Genomic DNA, 16384 nt, shown 5'->3' with positions numbered 1-16384 from the left:
GGGCGACCTGATGTCGGCTGACCCGGCCGTGCGGCGGGTGATGATCGCCGACGACGACGAGCTGACCCGGGGCGGCATCCGGCTGATCCTGGGCGGCATCCCCGGCGTCGAGGTGGTGGCCGAGGCCCGTGACGGCGTCGAGGCGCGCGACCTGGCCATCCGGCACCGCCCCGACGTGGTGCTGCTGGACATCAAGATGCCGCACATGGACGGCCTGGCCGCGCTGCGCGAGATCTGCCGGTCGTCGTCGGTGGCGGTGCTGATCCTGACCACGTTCGGCGACGAGCACTACATCGACGAGGCGCTCGCCTCCGGCGCGGCCGGCTTCGTGCTGAAGAGCTCGGCCGCCGACGAGCTGGAGCCCGCGCTGCGTGCGGTGACGGCGGGCGAGATGTTCCTGTCGCCGCCGGTGACCCGCCAAGCCGTCACCCAGCTGCGCCAGCTGCGCCCCACTCCCCCGGGCGACGACGTCATGGCCCTGTTGGAGCAGCTCAGCTCCCGCGAACGCGACGTGCTCGAACTGCTCGCGCAAGGCCTGTCCAACACCGCGATCAGCGAACGCCTGGTCATCTCCGAGAGCACGGTCAAGACCCACGTGAGCCGCATCCTGCAGAAGTTGTCCTGCGAGAACCGGGTCCAGGCGGCCCTGCTGGCCCACCGCGCGGGCCTGCTCGATCAGGGCGGCGGCTGACCGAGGGCCGCGGGTGGGAAATCGGTTGGGCGGTTCGGCGCCGGCCGCCATCATCGGGCGTTGTGGGTGTACGTCTGGCTGGCGGTGTGGTGCCGCCGGGTGGTTGCGGGCTCTGGCTCGCCGGACCAGCCGGCGAGCCGGTCGCGCTCGACAACAGCGTGGCCGGTCGCACCCCGCCCGGCGCCCCGGTCGCGCTCGGCGCGGCCGGGGCCACGCCGGACCGGGTGGCGGCGGCCGTCCGGGCGCTCGGCAACCTCGTCGCCGCCGGTGGGCGGCTGGCCGCGGGCGCGGAGGTCGATCTGGGGCACGGCTTCCGGTCGGCGCTGCTCGACGGCGGGCGCGGCGATCGCCGGGACGCCATGCTGGCCGCGCTGACCACCGACCCGTCGGCGCTGGGGGCCCGCGAGGCGATCGTCACCGCGTTGTTCGGGCCGCGGGTCACCCGGCGGGTCGGCGCCGCCGCGGGCCGGGCCGTCGAGGACGGGCGCTGGGGCGCGGTCAAGCTGGCCGCGGCGGCCAGTGACGTGCTCGGGCCGGAGCAGCTCGAGCAGGTGCTCGCGTGGGAGGCGCCGGAAGGCATCGATCCGTTCGGTACGGGCCTCGCGTCGGATGCCGCCGTACACCTGGAGCGCCTGACCCGCGACCTGCCCGAGCCCCGCCGCCTGTCGTTGCTGGCCGATCTGTGGCGGGTGGTCGGCGCCGACCGGGTGCGCGCCGGGCGGGCCGAGCGGCTGCGCGCCTCACAGGACGGCCACGGCCTCGACGACCTGCGCGAGGTCTACCACCGGCTGGACGACGCGTCGGCGTTGACCTGGGTGGCCGGGCACTACGACGGCGAGCCGCGGGCGGCGCAGCTGATCCGGCACACCTTCCCGCCCTACGGCTGGTTGTCCGGCGCCCGGCGCCTCTACCAGGATTCGCTCGCGGTGACGCTGATGGGACGGCTGGCCGAGGACGCGACGGCGACCGGTCTGGCGGGGGCATTGCGAAGGTACGCCGCGGCGTTGCGGCTGGTCGCCAAGATGCCGTCCGACCGGGCGGTCAAGCTGGCCCGGCGAATCGGCAAAGTACCGGCCCGGCCGGCCGTCTGGGTGATGGAGATCGTCCCCACGCTGACCGGCGAGCTCACGCCCAAGAAGGAGGCGTACGTCGCGGCGCGGCTCGCGCGGGCCCGGGACTGGGGCACGATCCTGCTCGGCGAGCTGGCGGAGTTCGCCGACGGCCTGCGGTCGCTGGACGCGGCCTCGGCCGGTGAGCTGCGCGCCTGGGGCGCCGAGCCGATGACCGAGTGGCGGGCGGCGTTCGGCTACGTGTCGCCGGAGCGCCTCGACGGCTGGGGCCAGCCGGGCCACGACCGCGCCCCGCTGGCCGAGCGGCGACCGGCCGGCGGCGAGGAACGGATCGACGACCTGGTCTGGATGGCCGAGCTCGGCGATCAGGTGGCCCGGTTGCACGGGCGCGAGCGGGCCGAGGTCGGCTTCGACGACGACTATCCGACCGTGGACCCGCTCACCGGGCCGGCCGAAGCGCGGCCGATCGAGGCGGGGCCGGTCGAGGCGGGGCCGGTCGAGGCGGGGCCGGTCGCGTACCTGTCGATCACCACCGCCCTGACCGGCGCCGCCCACCTGGCCGAGCTGGGCGGGGTGGTGCCGGGCAAACCGCGCGGCTGGGCCGAGCTGGTGGCCGGCCTCTACGGCTCGGCCGACGTGTCGCAGGCGCTGACCGGTCGCTTCCCGGTGCCCGAGGTGCTGCTGGCCCAGGACGGCCAGGAGGTACCGGGCACCGGCCTGCGGGTCGAGGTGGCCACCACACCGCGTCATCTGGCCGCGTACAGCGACTTCATGGGCAACTGCCTCAACGGCTCGTACTACACCCGCGAGGCCGAGCTGGGCACCTGCGTCGTGCTCGCGCTGCGGGCCCCGGACCGCCGCATCGTGCTGAACGTGGAGCTGGTGCGGCGGTTCGGCCACTGGCGGATCGACCAGTTCAAGGCGCGGTTCAACGCCGACCCCGATCCGGGGCAGGACAAGGCGGTCCGGGCGTGGGTGGCGACGCTGCCGGTGCCGCAGCCGACGCCCCCGGACGTCCCGGACCTGCCGCCGCCCGGCGTCCGTCCGATGCGGACGGTCCGGCGTTCGACGCCGGCCGAGCGGGTGGTCCGGGAGGTGGGGCCGGTGCTGCGCCGCCGGCTGTCGGGCCTCGAAGCGCCGGTTCTCGTACGCCTGGCGCACGCCCTGCCCGAGCCGCCCCGCACCCGCGGCACCGAGGCGGTCACCGCCCTGCGCCGCGCCGACGACGCCGAGCTGGACGAGGCGTGCCGGCGGGCGTTCCGGGCCGGGATGACCGTGCGCGAGCTGTGGCACGGGACCGACGAGCGCCCGCTGGGGGCGGCGATCCGGAAGATGGGAACGCGGATCGCGCCGCTGGCCCGCGACGAGCCGCTGCCGGGCGCGCTGCGGCCGCTGGCCCGGCTGCCCGAGGTACGGCTGGCCCGCACGGTCGACGTGGTGTCGATCCGGGTCCGCGCGGCGCTGGGCCGGTTGGTCGCCGCCGAGGACCCGGCGCTGGCCCGTGGCCTGGCGGCCGGCCCGGACGTGCCGACGCTGTGCGCGATGGCTCTGGCCGCCACCGCCCTGGGTGTGGGCGCCCCGATCAGGCGGGAACGACCCGAGGCGTGGCGGGCCGCGACCCCGAAGGAGCTGACCGGCCGCCCGGTGCCGCGCGGCCCGCTGCGCGCCCCGGCGAACTGGAACTGGCCCGCGGTGTGGGCCCGCGCTCAGCGCAACGACTCGTAACGTTCCCGCATGGCGTCGAGCGCGGCCGCGTCGGGCCGGCCGAGCAGCCGCAACCGGGCCATGCCGCCGTCCGGGAAGATGTCGAGCCGGACGTGGGTCACCGCCCGCGCCGCCGCCACCCGGAACCGGTGTGGCGTGTCGGGCGCCAGCGGCACCGGCTCGATCAGGTCGAACCACTCGGTCGGGTCGTCCACCGAACCACTGCGGGCGTCGGCCCCGCGCAGCGACGCCCGCCCCGGCGCGTTGCCCTTGAAGTGGCGGGTGTCGAGGTCGGCCAGCGACAGCACGGCCGGCGCCGCGAGCTGGACGGTCACCCAGTCGTTGCCGTCGTCGCGCCGGCGCGAGGTCTCCCAGCCGTCGCCCATCGACGCGGCCAGGCCGGGCATCAGCATGTTGCCGGGGTGGCCGTAGAACATGTTGCTGCACGCGGTCACCCGGCCGCCGTGCTCGGCCGCCGCCACGTCGAAGACCTCGGGCAGCAGATCGGGGTCGGGAACCACGTCGCCGTGCACGCGCAGCCGGGCCACGCCGCCGTCCGGGTAGATGGTCAGCCGGACGTGGGTGAAGCGCTTCGGGTTGTCGACGGTGAACAGGTTCTGGGTATCGCCACTGAGCGCCGACCGGGACACCAGCGGCGTCCACGTGGCCGCCTTCAGCTGCGTGGCGTCGGGATAACCGGGCAGCGAACACCCGTCGACCGACGCGTACGGCGGGAAGTTGCCGGTGAAGAACGACGTGTCGATGTCGATGCCCCGGACCACGCCGGGCGCGCCGAGCCGGATGATGACCCAGTCGTTCCCGCGTTCCCGCCGCCGCCGGGTCTCCCAGCCGTCGTACACCTGGCCGCGGTGGTCGAAGGTGCGTGTCGAGTGCGTCGGCCGGGCCGGCGAGAGCAGGTGGTCGGCGGCCGCGAAGAACTCGTCGTTGACCGCGACCACCCCGGCGCCGAACGCCCGGGACGCCAGGTCGATGTACTGGGTGTCGTCCATTCAGCTCTCCCTGGTCAGAAACCGGCCGTGTGGAGTCTCGCCGGTCACCGGCCGGCCACGCAGCCAAGTCGCGCGCACCACACCCGTAAGGGTCTGCCCGGCGTACGGCGTGACCGGGTTGCGGTGATGGAGCGCGGCCGGGTCGACGGTGAACGACGCGTCGGGCGCGAAGGCGACCAGGTCGGCGTCGGCGCCCACGGCCAGCCGGCCCTTGCGGCTCAGCCCGACCAGGTCGGCCGGGCGGCGCGCCATCCAGGACACCACGTCGGGCAGCGAGTGGCCCCGGGCCCGCGCCGCCGTCCAGATCACCGGCAGCCCGAGCTGGACCGAGGCGATGCCACCCCAGGCCGCCGCGAAGTCGCCGGTGTCCGGCCGCTTCAGCTCGGGCGTGCACGGCGAGTGGTCGCTGACCACGCAGGTGATCTCGCCGGCGGCCAGCGCCGCCCACAGCAGGTCGGCGTTGGCCGCCTCACGGATCGGCGGGCAGCACTTGAACTCGGTGGCGCCGGGCGGAACATGTTCGGCGGCCAGCGCCAGGTAGTGCGGGCAGGTCTCGGCGGTCACCCGCAGCCCCTCGGCCCGCGCCCGCCTGATCAGCGGCAGCGCGCCGGCGGCCGAGAGATGCAGGATGTGGACGCGCCGGCCGCCGGCCCGGGCCGCGTCGATGGCGGTGCGCACGGCGGCGTGTTCGGCCTCGGGCGGGCGCGAGGCCAGAAAATCCGGATACGCCGTGGAGGACGCCGCCTCGTGCAGGTGGAACGGGTCTTCGGCGTGGACGACGAACTGGGCGTCCACAGCGGACAGCGCGGCGGCCAGCTCGATCGGGCTGACCGGCGGGAACTCGGGCACCCCGGAATCGGCCAGGAACGCCTTGAACCCGAACACCCCGGCCTCGTGCAGGCCGGGCAGCGCGCCCGCGTTGCCCGGGATCGCGCCGCCCCAGAAGCCGACATCGACATGGCACTGCCCGGTGGCCGCCGCCTGTTTGACCCGCAGGGCGTCGACGTCGACCGTGGGCGGCAGGCTGTTCAGCGGCATGTCGACGATCGCGGTCACGCCACCGGCCGCGGCCGCCCGGGTGGCCGTCGCGAATCCCTCCCACTGGGTACGCCCGGGCTCGTTGACATGCACGTGGGTGTCGACCAGGCCGGGCAGCAGCGCGTCGTCACCGAGGTCGTGTTCCTCGGCCGCGTCGAGCACCGCGTCGTAGCCGGCCACCTCGACGATCACACCCTCGCGCACCCCGACGGCGGCCGGCCGTTCACCGTCGGCGGTGACGGCCCGGCGGGACCGGACGACGAGATCCATCATGACTGCGAGCTTAACGGCCGATCACCGACGGGCATGAGCGACAAAGGTCACTACTACGCCAGACGATGTAACGCGATACGATGCACCGCATGACGAAGCAATCGCCCGACGCGGGCGGGCTGGCGCGGTTCGGCGAGCCCGGCCTGCTGGTGCTGCTCGCGCTCAGCGACGGGCCGAAACACGGCTACGCCATCGTCGCCGACATCACCGACCGCACCGGTGTCGAACTCGGCCCGGGAACCCTCTACGGATCCCTCGCCAAGCTCGAGAAACTGGGCCTGATCGCCCCGCTGCCCAGCGAGGATCGGCGCCGTCCCTATGAGATCACCGACGCCGGGCGCGCCGCCCTGGCGACCCAGTTGCGGCTCTGGTCCCGGGTCGTCGAGACCGGCAAGGCGCGGCTGGCATGGACCTGACCCGGCTCCTCGTCGCCCTCCATCCGCCGGCCTGGCGCCGGCGCTACGGCGACGAGTTCGCCGCCCTGCTCGACGACACCCGGCTCACGCCCAGGGCCGTGGCCGACGTGGTGGCCAACGCGGCCCGGTTGCGGTGCGACGCCCACACCGAGGGCCTGCTGATCGTGGCGGCGCTGGCGGTGGCCACGGTGAGCCGGGTGATCGCCCACCGCGAGGGTTTCGCCGTCAACGTGCTGTGGGTTCCGGCGACCGTGCTCGGCGCGCTCACCCTGGCCGGCGCGGTCGGTCCCTGGGTGGCGCTGATCGTCCGGCGGTGGCGGCGCTCCCTGCCCCGGGCCGGCACGTACGGCGTCTTCGGCCTGATGGTCGTCCACCCGCTCGCGGTGCAGGGCGATCCGGGGCCCGAGGCGCGCACCGGTCTCATCGTGACGCTTGTCGGCGTCGCCGTGCTGGTGGCGCTGGTGGTGGCGATCGTCTCGAAGCGGTGGCGGCGCCCGGTGCTCCGGTTCCTCGGCCTGACCGCCGGCGGGTTGCCGGCGCTCTACCTGGTCGTCCGCGGCATCGCCGAGTTCTGGGTGATCGACTACGACAACCCGGCGAGCTATCGCGACGACTGGGGCGGCCCCAGCCTGCTCGGCGTCTTCGCCGTCCACACCGGACCGGCCGTCCTGATCCTCGCGGCCACGACGGTGTGGCTCGTGCGCCGGCTCCGGCGGGAACCGGTCGCCCGGAGCGAGTGAGATGGACGACCCGTGCGTCGGTTCAGACGAAGGCGAGCAGTTCCTCGCGGGTGAAGCTGACGTCGGTGAGTGCGCCGCAGTCGAGGCCGCGCAGCAGGAATCCGGCCAGGGCGCGGGCGGTGGCCGGCTCGTCGGCGATGCCGCCGGACTGGCGGTCGAGGTAGCGGCGCAGCCGGCTGATCGCGGCGTCGCGGCCGTCGGCGTAGAAGCCGTAGACCGCGGCGTAACGGGTCGGCAACTGGGCCGGGTGCAGGTCCCAGCCCTGGTAGAAGCCGCGTTCCAGCGATCGCCGGACGAGCCGGTGGTGCAGCTCCCAGGCCGCGCGGATCTCGGCCGGCGACCCGACCGGCAGAACGTTGGTCGAGCCGTCGCTCAGGCGCACGCCGGTCTGTGCGGCGGCCGCCTGCATCACCGCCTTGGCGTGGTCGGCCGCCGGGTGGTCCATCGACTGGTATGCCGCCGCGACACCGGCCGCGGCGCTGTAGTCGTAGGTGCCGAAATGCAGGCCGGAGCAGCGCCCCTCGGCCGCCGTGATCAGCTTCGCCACCGTCGCGGCGCCGTCGGCCCCGAGCACCGCCGCCGGCAGTTCCACCTGGATCTCGAAGTGCAGCGTGGTCCCGTACGCCCGGTCGAGCCGGTCGCACAGCGCGACCATCGCGTGAACCTGGGCCGGGCCGCTCACCTTGGGCAACGTGATCGTGAACGGCTCGCCGTAGGCGGTCAGGAACAGGTCGAGGGTGCGCAGCGCGCGGCGCCGGGTGGCCGCCTCCAGCGACTTGATGCGGATGCCGGCGAACGGCACCCGGATGCCCTCGTGGAGCGCGGCGGCGGCCGACTTCACCGCCGCGTCCTCGGTCGCGTCGTCACGCACCCCGTACCCGTCCTCGAGGTCGACCCGCAGATCTTCGATCGGCTCCGCGCGCAGCTTGGCCTCGACCCGCTCGGCGTGGCCGAACGGCCACTCCTGGCCGTGCAGGGCCGCCAGCGCGGAAGCCCGCCACCCGTCGACCAGGTCGGGCGTGACCTGGTCGGCCGGCACGTACACGGTGTGTACCGGCTGGCGGCCCGCGCGCTCACCCGGGTAACGAGCTTTCAGGAACGCGTCGTGATCGGCGAGCAGCTCGTCGATCTGCCGATAGTCGCCGTCGTCGAGGCGCATCAGTCGATGCTGTCGTACGCCGCGGTGGTGAGGAAGTCGGCGAAGTCGTCGGCCAGCGCGACCCGTTCGAAGAGCTTGCGGGCGTCGTCGAAGCGGTTGCCCGGCCCCGGCGCGATCTTGGCGAGCTCCTCGTCCTCGATGCGCTGCACCAGCTCGGCGGTGATCGGCGTGCCGTCGGGCAGCGTGACGCCGTTGTGGATCCACTGCCAGATCTGCGAACGCGAGATCTCGGCCGTGGCCGCGTCTTCCATCAGGTTGTTGATGGCCACGGCGCCGTTCCCGCGCAGCCACGCCTCCAGGTACTGCAGGCCGACCGACACGTTGCCGCGCAGCCCGTCCTCGGTCACCGAGCCCGGGGTGGCGGCCACGTCGAGCAGCTGGCCGGCGGTCACCGACACGTCGTCGCGGCGGCGCTCGACCTGGTTGGGCCGGTCACCGAGGACCCGGTCGAAGATCTCGGTGCAGACGGGTACGAGGTCGGGGTGCGCCACCCAGGACCCGTCGAAGCCGTCGCCCGCCTCGCGTTCCTTGTCCTCCCGCACCTTGCCGAGCGCGACCTCGTTCACCGCCGGGTCGCGCCGGGACGGGATGAACGCCGCCATGCCACCCATCGCGAAGGCGCCGCGCTTGTGACACGTCGACACCAGCAGTTCGGTGTACGCCCGCATGAACGGCGCCGTCATCGTCACCGACGCGCGGTCGGGCAGCACCATCGACGGGTTGTCCCGGAAGTACTTGATGATGCTGAACAGGTAGTCCCAGCGGCCGGCGTTCAGCCCCGAGATGTGCGGGCGCAGGGCGTGCAGGATCTCGTCCATCTCGAACGCGGCCGGGATCGTCTCGATGAGCACGGTGGCGCGGATCGTGCCGACCGGGATGCCGAGCGTCTCCTGCGCGTGGGTGAACACGTCGTTCCACAGGGCCGCCTCGCGGTGCGACTCCATCTTGGGCAGGTAGAAGTAGGGTCCGCGGCCGCGGTCGAGCAGTTCCCGGGCGTTGTGGAAGAAGTAGAGGCCGAAGTCGACCAGCGCGCCGACGGCCGGTTCGCCGTCGACCGTCAGGTGGCGCTCGTCCAGGTGCCAGCCGCGGGGACGCATGACGATCGTGGGGTACGGGCCGCCGTTCAGCTCGTACGTCTTCTTGTCGGTCTGAAGGGTGACCGTCTCGCGGATCGCGTCGTAGAGGTTCTGCTGACCGTCGACCACGTTGGCCCAGTGCGGTGTGTTCGCGTCCTCCAGGTCGGCCAGCCAGACCTTGGCGCCGGAGTTGAGCGCGTTGACGGTCATCTTCCGCTCGGTCGGGCCGGTGATCTCGACCCGCCGGTCGGTGAGCGCGGGCGGCGCGGCCGGGACCGTCCAGTCGCCGGCCCGGATCGCCGCGGTCTCGGGCAAGAAGTCGAGGGGCGTCCCGGCGGCGATCGCGGCCCGGCGCTCGGCGCGGGCGGCGAGCAGCTCGTTGCGCCGCGGCCGGAACCGCCGGTTCAGGTCTTCGACGAACGCCACGGCCTCGGCGGACAGGATCTCGGTCACGACGGAGTGCTCCCCTCACGGACTGCGGATCTCCCCCTCACCGTAACGGCAGAACGGGGCAGCGGCCTCCGCGAGACCGAAGTCTCTGGGGATGCGGAGGCCGCTGCCTTTCCGGAGGGGAACGGAGGTCCTAGAAACCGCCGGCGCAGACCGGCCAGTTGCCGTCGGTGCTGCGGCCGGTCTCGCCGCCCGCCCCGGCGCACCAGAACTGGGCGGGTGCGCCCTTCGGGGTGTCGACCTGGCGCTTGGCGTCGCCGACGATCATCCGGAACCCTTCCGGGAACGGCTTGGTCGCGGTCGGGTCCTTGAGGCGCGAGCCGTAGTAGACGGTCACGCCGTGCGGGTCGACCGGCTGACCGTTCTCCAGCAGCGTGGGGATCCAGTAGGCCGAGAAGTCGTCGTCCGCCGGGTCACAGGTGGTGGCCGGGTTGGCGAACAGCGACTCGTTGGTGGTGGCGGCGCCGGCGCTCTTGTTGCCCCAGAACGTGTGCAGGTGCGAGGCGCCGGGCATGCCGGGGAAGACGATCGGGTCGTCCGGCCGGCGGTGGCTGATCGTGCAGGAGGCGTTGAACTCGGGCACCCGGACGTTGCCCGCGGGGACGGGCTGGGCCGGCGTGGCCTCGTACTCAGCCAGTTACTTGTCCCACTGGCCTGGTCGATGGGCACCCAGCCGTCACCGGTGGCCGGCGGAGAACTGGCGGGTGTGGTCGGCGGCGTCGATGCGGGATCGGCCGTTGCCCCGGTGTCCGACGTGCCTTCCACCTGCGCGCCGGACTGCGCGGCAGAACGCTCGGCCTCGACCCGCCCGGGCGTCGCGACCGTGTCGGCGCCCGCGTTCGCCACCACGATCACACTGGCCGCCAAGGCGCCGGTAATCGTTGCGGCCAGAATCAGCCTGGTCTTCTTTCTCGGCATTGCCGCATTCCATCCCTGGGGGTTTCTCACCAGGGAGTATGTGAATCACCAAGAGCTGTATCAAGCTGCGGAGAAAGACTTAGGAATAACACTTTTCTGCGTCGCAGGTGGCCGCGGAGCAGCCATTCGATAACTGCTTTCCGGTTTAAGTCTTCCTTAACTTGCGGGCCACGCGCCGGGCCGCCCGGGCCAGCTCACGCGCGTCGGCGTGCACCAGACTGCCACGCTCCACCACCGGACGCCCACCCACCAGCGCCAGCTCCACCTCGGCCGGCGGCCCGAACACCAGCGCCGCCACCCTGTCGTCGATGCCGTCGTGACCCAGGTCGTCCAGCTTCCACAGCACCAGGTCGGCCAGCTTGCCCCGCTCCAGCGAACCGATCTGGTCCGACCGGCCCAGGCAGCGCGCCCCGCCCATGGTGCCCATCCGCAGCGCCTCGCGGGCGTCCAGCGCCCCCGGACCGCCGCGCAGCCGGGCCGTGTAGAGCGCCTGCCGCAGCTCGGCGCCCAGATGTGACACCTCCTGCGAGGCGGCGCCGTCCACACCCAGACCGACCGGCACCCGGTGGTCGAGCAGCTCGCGGACCCGGGCCATGCCCGCACCCAGCCGGGCGTTCGACGACGGGCAGTGCGCCACCCCGGTGCCGGTCGCGCCCAGCCGCTCGATCGCCTTGTCGTCCAGATGCACGCCGTGCGCGAGCCAGACGTCGTCGCCGAGCCAGCCGAGACGTTCCGCGTACTCGACCGGGGTGCAGCCGAACCGCTCCTGGCAGAAGGCCTCCTCGTCGTCGGTCTCGGCCAGGTGCGTGTGCAGGCGTACGCCCTTGCGCCGGGCCAGCGTGGCCGCCTCGCTCATCAGCCGCTCGGTCACCGAGAACGGCGAGCAGGGCGCCACCGCGATCTGGAGCATCGCGTCGTCCGACGGATCGTGCCAGCGGTCGATGGCCGCCTCGGTCGCCGCGAGCGCCTCGTCGGTGTCCTCGACCACGTTGTCCGGCGGCAGGCCGCCGTCCTTCCGGCTCAGGTCCATCGAGCCGCGGGCCGGGTGGAAGCGCAACCCGATCAGCCGGGCCGCCTCGATCTCCGCGGCCAGCACGTCGCCGCCGTCGCGGGGGAAGACGTAGTGGTGGTCCATGCTGGTCGTGCAGCCGGACAGCGCCAGCCAGCCCAGACCGGCGCCGGCCGCCGCGCCGACCACCTCGGCGTCCAGCCGCCCCCAGATCGGATAAAGCGTGGTCAGCCAACCGAAGAGGGTGTCGTTGAGCGCCAGGCCGCGGGTCGCCCACTGGTAGAGGTGATGGTGCGTGTTCACCAGGCCCGGCGTGACCAGCCCCCCGGTGCCGTCCACGTGTCGTTGTTTGCCCTGGTAGCGGCCCGCGTGGCCGGGACCGACGGCGAGAATCCGGCCGTCGTCGCCGACCACCACGTGCCCGTCGGCGTACTCGGTGCCGTCGGCGTCGACCGTCGCGACGGCCACGTTCTCGATGATGATCACGAATGCCACGCTTCCAGGGCCGGTGGCGCGTCGTCGCGGGTCACGGTTCCTTCGATCAGGCCGTACGGGCGGTCGCCGGCCTGGAACACCTCGCCCGGGTTGTCCAGCCCGAAGGGACTCAGGTCGACCAGGTAGTGGTGCTTGTTGGGCAGGGCCAGCCGGATCTCAGCGACCTCGGGGCACTGCTCCAGCACGGCCTTGCCCATGGCGTAGAGCGTCTGCTGCAACGAATAGCTGTAGGTGTTCACGAACGCGTCCGTCAGCGCTCGCTCGATGAGAGAGCGAACGTTCTTTCGCTCAGCCAGCCGCCACCTGGCGTTGACCTCGGTCGCCAGGATGCGGTCCGTCGTCTCGGGCAGCGTCGTGTAACGATCGCGCGGGAAACTGTGAAATTCCGAGTCGGTCGTGTTCATCAGGACCAGGCCCTCGATGCCGCCGACGACCTGCTCCTGGTCGCCCACGACGGTCACCATGGTCAGTTCGATGTGGTCGCCGCGCCGCCGGAACGAGTGCGGACCGAGGCGCTCCCACCCGTACCCCCGGATCGTGATCGTCGCGCCCTTGATCTGTGGCTGCGTGGCGATGAAGTAGCGCGCCAGTCGCAGCCCGAACTCCTCGGGCTGGGCGAGCTCGTCGCGATGCGAACGCGCGAAGGCGTACACCGTGTTCTTCATCGTGTCGGTGGGCAGGACGCCGCGGTTGTCGCCCGTCTCGTGCGTCGCGGCGAGGTCGCCGGACAGGGCGACGCTGACGTTGAGGTCGGTGAGCACATGCGTGGCGCTGTCGCGGCCGACGTGGACCAGGCGCACCTCCGCCTTGCCGTACCGGTTCGGTCCGAGCGTGATCGCCACGCGTCAGCTCCCTCGATAGGTGGTGTAGCCATAGCGGCTGAGCAGCAACGGCACGTGGTAGTGGCGGGCCGGGTCGTGCACGTGGAACGCAACCGTGATCTCCGGGAAGAACGATTCGCCCTTCAGGTACGGCTCCACATAGAACAGCAGCCGGTAACCGCCGGCCTGCCAGTCGTGCATCGGCACCCGGAACCGCAGCCGCCCGTCGGTGTCGGTGTCGCCCTCGTCGACCGTCCGCCAGCCGTCGTGGTCCCGGCGCTCCAGCCGCACGTAGACGCCGCGGGCCGGCTCACCGGCGACGGTGTCCAGGATGTGCGTGGAGATCCGCGCGTGGATCTCCGGCTCGGTACCGTCATTCGAGGGCATCCAGCAGCCTCCCCAGGCGCAACATGGCGATCTTCTTGAGTTCCCCCTGCGTCACGCGCCGTTCGGTGGCCTCGTCATGGCCCAGCCGCTCCTTGGCCGCGGCCACGATCTCGTCCTCCGTGCGGCCGCTCGCGAAGATCAGGAAGACACGGCCGAAGCGCTGCTCGTACGCCCGGTTGGCCTCGATCAGCTCCGGGCTCTTCCGGGCTTGCTGCTGTTCCCGCCGCGACCACGCCGCCTCCTGGCTGTCGCCCTTCGGGGGGTCGCCGATCCGCGGGTGCGCGGCCAGGGCCTGCGCCACGTCGTCCCAGCTCAAGGCATCTGCGGCGGTTGCGGCCGCGGTCTCAAGAGCGGCCCGGTCCGGGTACGGGCGACCGGCCGCGATCGCCCCGGCCCAGGCCGGCGCGGCGCAGCAGGCCAGCAGCTCCTGCTCGGTCGGCTCCCGCATCCGCGCCTTCTTTCCGGTCCTCGGCTGTGCTTGGCAGTCTCCGGCCTCGATCAAAGCAAACCCGGGCGGTGAGACGCACCTGTTTCCCCGCCATTTCACGGACGTGCACCAGACTGTGCCGGTGCCGCTCGACTTGCCCGACCTGCCCGTCCGCTCCGCGCTGCCCGCTCTGGCCGAGGCGCTGACCTCGCGGGGGGCCGCGGTGCTGGTCGCGCCCCCCGGCACCGGCAAGACCACCCTGGTGCCACTCGTCCTGGCCGGCCTCTCTTCCTCCGCCGACCTACCCTCCTTCGCGGTCGCCGGGCGCATCGTGGTCGCCGAGCCGCGGCGGGTCGCGGCCCGGGCGGCCGCGCGGCGGATGGCCTCGCTGCTCGGCACCCAGGTCGGCGGCGTGGTCGGTTACTCGGTGCGCGGCGACCGCCGGGTCTCGGCCGAGACCAGGATCGAGGTGGTCACCACCGGCGTTCTGGTGCGGCGGTTGCAACGAGACCCCGAGCTGTCCGGTACGGCCACCGTCATGCTCGACGAATGCCACGAACGGCATCTCGACGCCGACCTGGCCCTGGCCTTCCTGACCGAGGTGCGCGAGACGCTCCGCCCCGACCTGAAGCTCATCGCCACCTCGGCGACGGCCGCCACCGAACGCCTGTCCGACCTGCTGTCGGCGCCGGTGGTGACCGCCACCGCGCCGATGTTCCCGGTCGAGATCCGGTGGACGCCGCCCGGGTCCGGACGCCTCCTCGATCACATCGCCACGGTCGTCCGCGGTGTCACCGCCCCCGGCGACGTGCTGGTGTTCCTGCCCGGGGTCCGCGAGATCACCACGGTGGCCGGCCTGCTGCGTGGCCTCGACGCCGACGTGATCCCGCTGCACGGCCGCCAGTCCGCCGCCGACCAGGATGCCGCCCTGCGCCCCGGCCCGCGCCGCCGCATCGTCCTGGCCACCGCGGTCGCCGAGAGCAGCCTCACCGTCCCCGGCGTCCGGGTCGTGGTCGACGCCGGCCTGAGCCGGGTGCCGCGGATGGACCACTCCCGCGGCCTGGGCGCCCTGGTCACGGTCCCGGTGAGCCGGGCCTCGGCCGAACAACGAGCGGGCCGGGCCGGCCGCGAGGCGCCCGGAGTCGTATTCCGCTGCTGGTCCGAGGCCCAGCACCACCGCCTGCCGGCCCACCCCGAACCCGAGATCGCCACCGCCGACCTGACCTCGTTCGCCCTGGACCTGGCCCTGTGGGGCCACCCGACCGGCGCCGGGATGGCCCTTCCCGACCAGCCACCACCCGGCGCCCTGCAGTCGGCGATGACCACCCTGCACGACCTGGGCGCGGTCGCCGAAGACGGCCGCCCCACTTCACGCGGCCACGCTCTGGCCCGCGCCGGCATCCACCCCCGCCTGGCCCGGGCCCTGCTCGACGGCGCCCCTCTGGTCGGCCGGCGCCGAGCCGCCGAGATCGTCGCCGTCCTCGACGAGAACCGCACCGCCGGCGACGACCTCCTGGCCGCCTGGCGCCAGTCCCGCCGCGACAACACCCCGACCTGGCGAACCGAGGTCCGCCGCCTCACCTCCGCCATCCCGCCCACCCCGGCACCGGTCGCCTCGGAAGCGGGCGGCGGGCAGGGCGGCGCGGGCGCCTCGGAAGCGGGCGGTGCGATGGCTGATGATGTGGCGGCCGGGCTGGTGGTGGGGCTGGCGTTCCCGGAGCGGGTGGCCCGGGTGCGGGAGCCGGGCGGGCGGACCTATCTGATGGCCGGGGGAACGGCTGCGGATCTGGCCGTGGGTAGTCCGCTCGCCGGGGCGGCCTGGCTGGTCGTCGCGGCCGCGGACCGGGATGCGGGAGCGCGGAGTGCGCGGATCCGGTCGGCCGTACCCATCGACGAAGTCACCGCCCGCGAAGCCGCCGCCACCCTGCGAAGCTCAGCCACCGAGATCGCCTGGGTCGACGGCGACGTCGTGGCGCGGTCGGTCGACCGGCTCGGCGCGATCGTCCTCACCGAGCGGCGGCTCGACCGGCCCGACCCGGCGAAGCTCCGCGCCGCCCTGCTCGACGGGCTGCGCAAGGACGGCCTCGGCCTGCTCACCTGGAGCCGCACCGCCACCGACCTCCGGGAGCGACTGGCCTTCGCGCGGGCGGCCCTCGGCGACCCGTGGCCGGCGGTCGACGACGAGTCGCTGCTGACCGCCGCCGAGCACTGGCTGGGCCCCGACCTGACCCGCGCCCGCCGCCGCGCCGACCTGGCCCGCATCGACGTGGCCACCGCCCTGCGCCGGCTGCTGCCCTGGTCGGTGGCCGGCCGCCTCGACGACGTGGCGCCCGAGCGGCTGCCGGTGCCGAGCGGCTCGCGGGTCCGGGTGTCCTACGCCGACCCGGCGGCGCCGGTGCTGGCCGTCAAGCTGCAGGAGACCTTCGGCTGGCGGGACGCGCCCCGCCTGGCCGACGGGCGCATCCCGGTGCTGCTGCACCTGCTGTCCCCCGCGGGCCGGCCGGTCGCGGTGACCGCCGACCTGGCCTCCTTCTGGGCCTCGGGCTACCAGCAGGTCCGCGCCGAGCTGCGCGGCCGCTACCCCCGGCACCCCTGGCCCGAGGACCCGACCACCGCCGCGCCGACGGCCCGGACCAACCGCCCTCACCGCCGCTGACCATGCGATGTGGAGCAACCCATCCGCTCCGCCACCTCCACGGC

Annotated in this window: 15 protein-coding genes; 6 read left to right on the top strand and 9 right to left on the bottom strand. The window is 73.4% G+C overall.

The features are described from left to right. The first annotated feature begins 10 nt into the window (after positions 1-10). Both AB0M54_RS21600 and AB0M54_RS21595 read left to right on the top strand, forming a co-directional pair. Positions 11-691 (top strand): response regulator transcription factor, encoded by a 681-nt coding sequence (locus AB0M54_RS21600; RefSeq protein WP_364473315.1) that lies wholly within the window; start codon positions 11-13, stop codon positions 689-691. 62 nt (positions 692-753) lie between these two features. Further along, positions 754-3486 (top strand): hypothetical protein, encoded by a 2733-nt coding sequence (locus tag AB0M54_RS21595; RefSeq protein ID WP_364473313.1) that lies wholly within the window; start codon positions 754-756, stop codon positions 3484-3486. On the opposite strand, the gene alc is transcribed toward AB0M54_RS21595, so the two are convergent. Both alc and allB read right to left on the bottom strand, forming a co-directional pair. Beyond that, a complete protein-coding gene (gene alc / locus AB0M54_RS21590; protein ID WP_364473311.1) occupies positions 3468-4475 on the bottom strand; it encodes an allantoicase in 1008 nt (335 codons plus the stop codon). The genes AB0M54_RS21595 and alc overlap by 19 nt on opposite strands. Continuing rightward, positions 4476-5786: an allantoinase AllB gene (gene allB / locus AB0M54_RS21585; protein WP_364473309.1), complete on the bottom strand. Its 1311-nt coding sequence runs from the start codon at positions 5784-5786 to the stop codon at positions 4476-4478. A gap of 89 nt (positions 5787-5875) precedes the next feature. On the opposite strand from allB, the gene AB0M54_RS21580 reads away from it, so the two are divergent. Both AB0M54_RS21580 and AB0M54_RS21575 read left to right on the top strand, forming a co-directional pair. Next, positions 5876-6202, top strand: a complete 327-nt coding sequence (locus tag AB0M54_RS21580) for a PadR family transcriptional regulator (RefSeq protein WP_364323317.1) — start codon at positions 5876-5878, stop codon at positions 6200-6202. After that, positions 6193-6942: a hypothetical protein gene (locus tag AB0M54_RS21575; protein ID WP_364473307.1), complete on the top strand. Its 750-nt coding sequence runs from the start codon at positions 6193-6195 to the stop codon at positions 6940-6942. The genes AB0M54_RS21580 and AB0M54_RS21575 overlap by 10 nt, the downstream gene beginning before the upstream one ends. Positions 6943-6964: 22 nt before the next feature. Here the strand turns inward: AB0M54_RS21575 and AB0M54_RS21570 are convergent, their stop codons facing one another. From AB0M54_RS21570 to AB0M54_RS21560, 3 genes are all read right to left on the bottom strand, one after another. Beyond that, positions 6965-8101, bottom strand: a complete 1137-nt coding sequence (locus AB0M54_RS21570; RefSeq protein WP_364473305.1) for an aldolase/citrate lyase family protein — start codon at positions 8099-8101, stop codon at positions 6965-6967. Continuing rightward, positions 8101-9630, bottom strand: coding sequence for a malate synthase A (gene aceB / locus AB0M54_RS21565; protein WP_364323309.1), 1530 nt, complete (start codon positions 9628-9630; stop codon positions 8101-8103). Before aceB ends, AB0M54_RS21570 begins: the two co-directional genes overlap by 1 nt. A gap of 130 nt (positions 9631-9760) precedes the next feature. Next, a complete protein-coding gene (locus AB0M54_RS21560) occupies positions 9761-10210 on the bottom strand; it encodes a DUF1996 domain-containing protein (protein ID WP_364473303.1) in 450 nt (149 codons plus the stop codon). 78 nt (positions 10211-10288) lie between these two features. On the opposite strand from AB0M54_RS21560, the gene AB0M54_RS21555 reads away from it, so the two are divergent. Further along, positions 10289-10678: a hypothetical protein gene (locus tag AB0M54_RS21555; protein WP_364473301.1), complete on the top strand. Its 390-nt coding sequence runs from the start codon at positions 10289-10291 to the stop codon at positions 10676-10678. Between the two features lie 12 nt (positions 10679-10690). Here the strand turns inward: AB0M54_RS21555 and AB0M54_RS21550 are convergent, their stop codons facing one another. From AB0M54_RS21550 to uraD, 4 genes are read right to left on the bottom strand one after another with little or no spacing between them, the layout of a single operon-like run. Next, a complete protein-coding gene (locus AB0M54_RS21550; protein ID WP_364473299.1) occupies positions 10691-12040 on the bottom strand; it encodes an 8-oxoguanine deaminase in 1350 nt (449 codons plus the stop codon). Continuing rightward, the gene (pucL, locus tag AB0M54_RS21545; protein WP_364323303.1) at positions 12037-12891 is read right to left on the bottom strand and encodes a factor-independent urate hydroxylase; all 855 of its coding nucleotides are present in this window, start codon (positions 12889-12891) and stop codon (positions 12037-12039) included. The genes AB0M54_RS21550 and pucL overlap by 4 nt, the downstream gene beginning before the upstream one ends. Positions 12892-12894: 3 nt before the next feature. Beyond that, on the bottom strand, positions 12895-13257 hold the full coding sequence (gene uraH / locus AB0M54_RS21540) for a hydroxyisourate hydrolase (protein WP_364323301.1): 363 nt from the start codon (positions 13255-13257) through the stop codon (positions 12895-12897). Next, a complete protein-coding gene (gene uraD, locus AB0M54_RS21535) occupies positions 13244-13705 on the bottom strand; it encodes a 2-oxo-4-hydroxy-4-carboxy-5-ureidoimidazoline decarboxylase (RefSeq protein WP_364473298.1) in 462 nt (153 codons plus the stop codon). Before uraD ends, uraH begins: the two co-directional genes overlap by 14 nt. Positions 13706-13826: 121 nt before the next feature. On the opposite strand from uraD, the gene hrpB reads away from it, so the two are divergent. Beyond that, the gene (gene hrpB, locus AB0M54_RS21530) at positions 13827-16340 is read left to right on the top strand and encodes an ATP-dependent helicase HrpB (protein WP_364473296.1); all 2514 of its coding nucleotides are present in this window, start codon (positions 13827-13829) and stop codon (positions 16338-16340) included. Positions 16341-16384: the final 44 nt, after the last annotated feature.

The organism is Actinoplanes sp. NPDC051470 (genome assembly GCF_040682035.1).
Classification (GTDB): Bacteria; Actinomycetota; Actinomycetes; order Mycobacteriales; family Micromonosporaceae; genus Actinoplanes.
This window is presented reverse-complemented; position numbering and strand designations above follow the sequence as displayed.

Excerpts from the sequence above, each read along its gene's own strand:
- AB0M54_RS21600 (WP_364473315.1), top strand. The coding sequence starts at position 11 with ATGTCGGCTGACCCGGCCGTGCGGCGGGTGATGATCGCCGACGACGAC.
- alc (WP_364473311.1), bottom strand. The coding sequence starts at position 4,475 with ATGGACGACACCCAGTACATCGACCTGGCGTCCCGGGCGTTCGGCGCC.
- allB (WP_364473309.1), bottom strand. The coding sequence starts at position 5,786 with ATGATGGATCTCGTCGTCCGGTCCCGCCGGGCCGTCACCGCCGACGGT.
- AB0M54_RS21580 (WP_364323317.1), top strand. The coding sequence starts at position 5,876 with ATGACGAAGCAATCGCCCGACGCGGGCGGGCTGGCGCGGTTCGGCGAG.
- AB0M54_RS21575 (WP_364473307.1), top strand. The coding sequence starts at position 6,193 with ATGGACCTGACCCGGCTCCTCGTCGCCCTCCATCCGCCGGCCTGGCGC.
- AB0M54_RS21570 (WP_364473305.1), bottom strand. The coding sequence starts at position 8,101 with ATGCGCCTCGACGACGGCGACTATCGGCAGATCGACGAGCTGCTCGCC.
- AB0M54_RS21555 (WP_364473301.1), top strand. The coding sequence starts at position 10,289 with ATGGGCACCCAGCCGTCACCGGTGGCCGGCGGAGAACTGGCGGGTGTG.
- uraH (WP_364323301.1), bottom strand. The coding sequence starts at position 13,257 with ATGCCCTCGAATGACGGTACCGAGCCGGAGATCCACGCGCGGATCTCC.
- uraD (WP_364473298.1), bottom strand. The coding sequence starts at position 13,705 with ATGCGGGAGCCGACCGAGCAGGAGCTGCTGGCCTGCTGCGCCGCGCCG.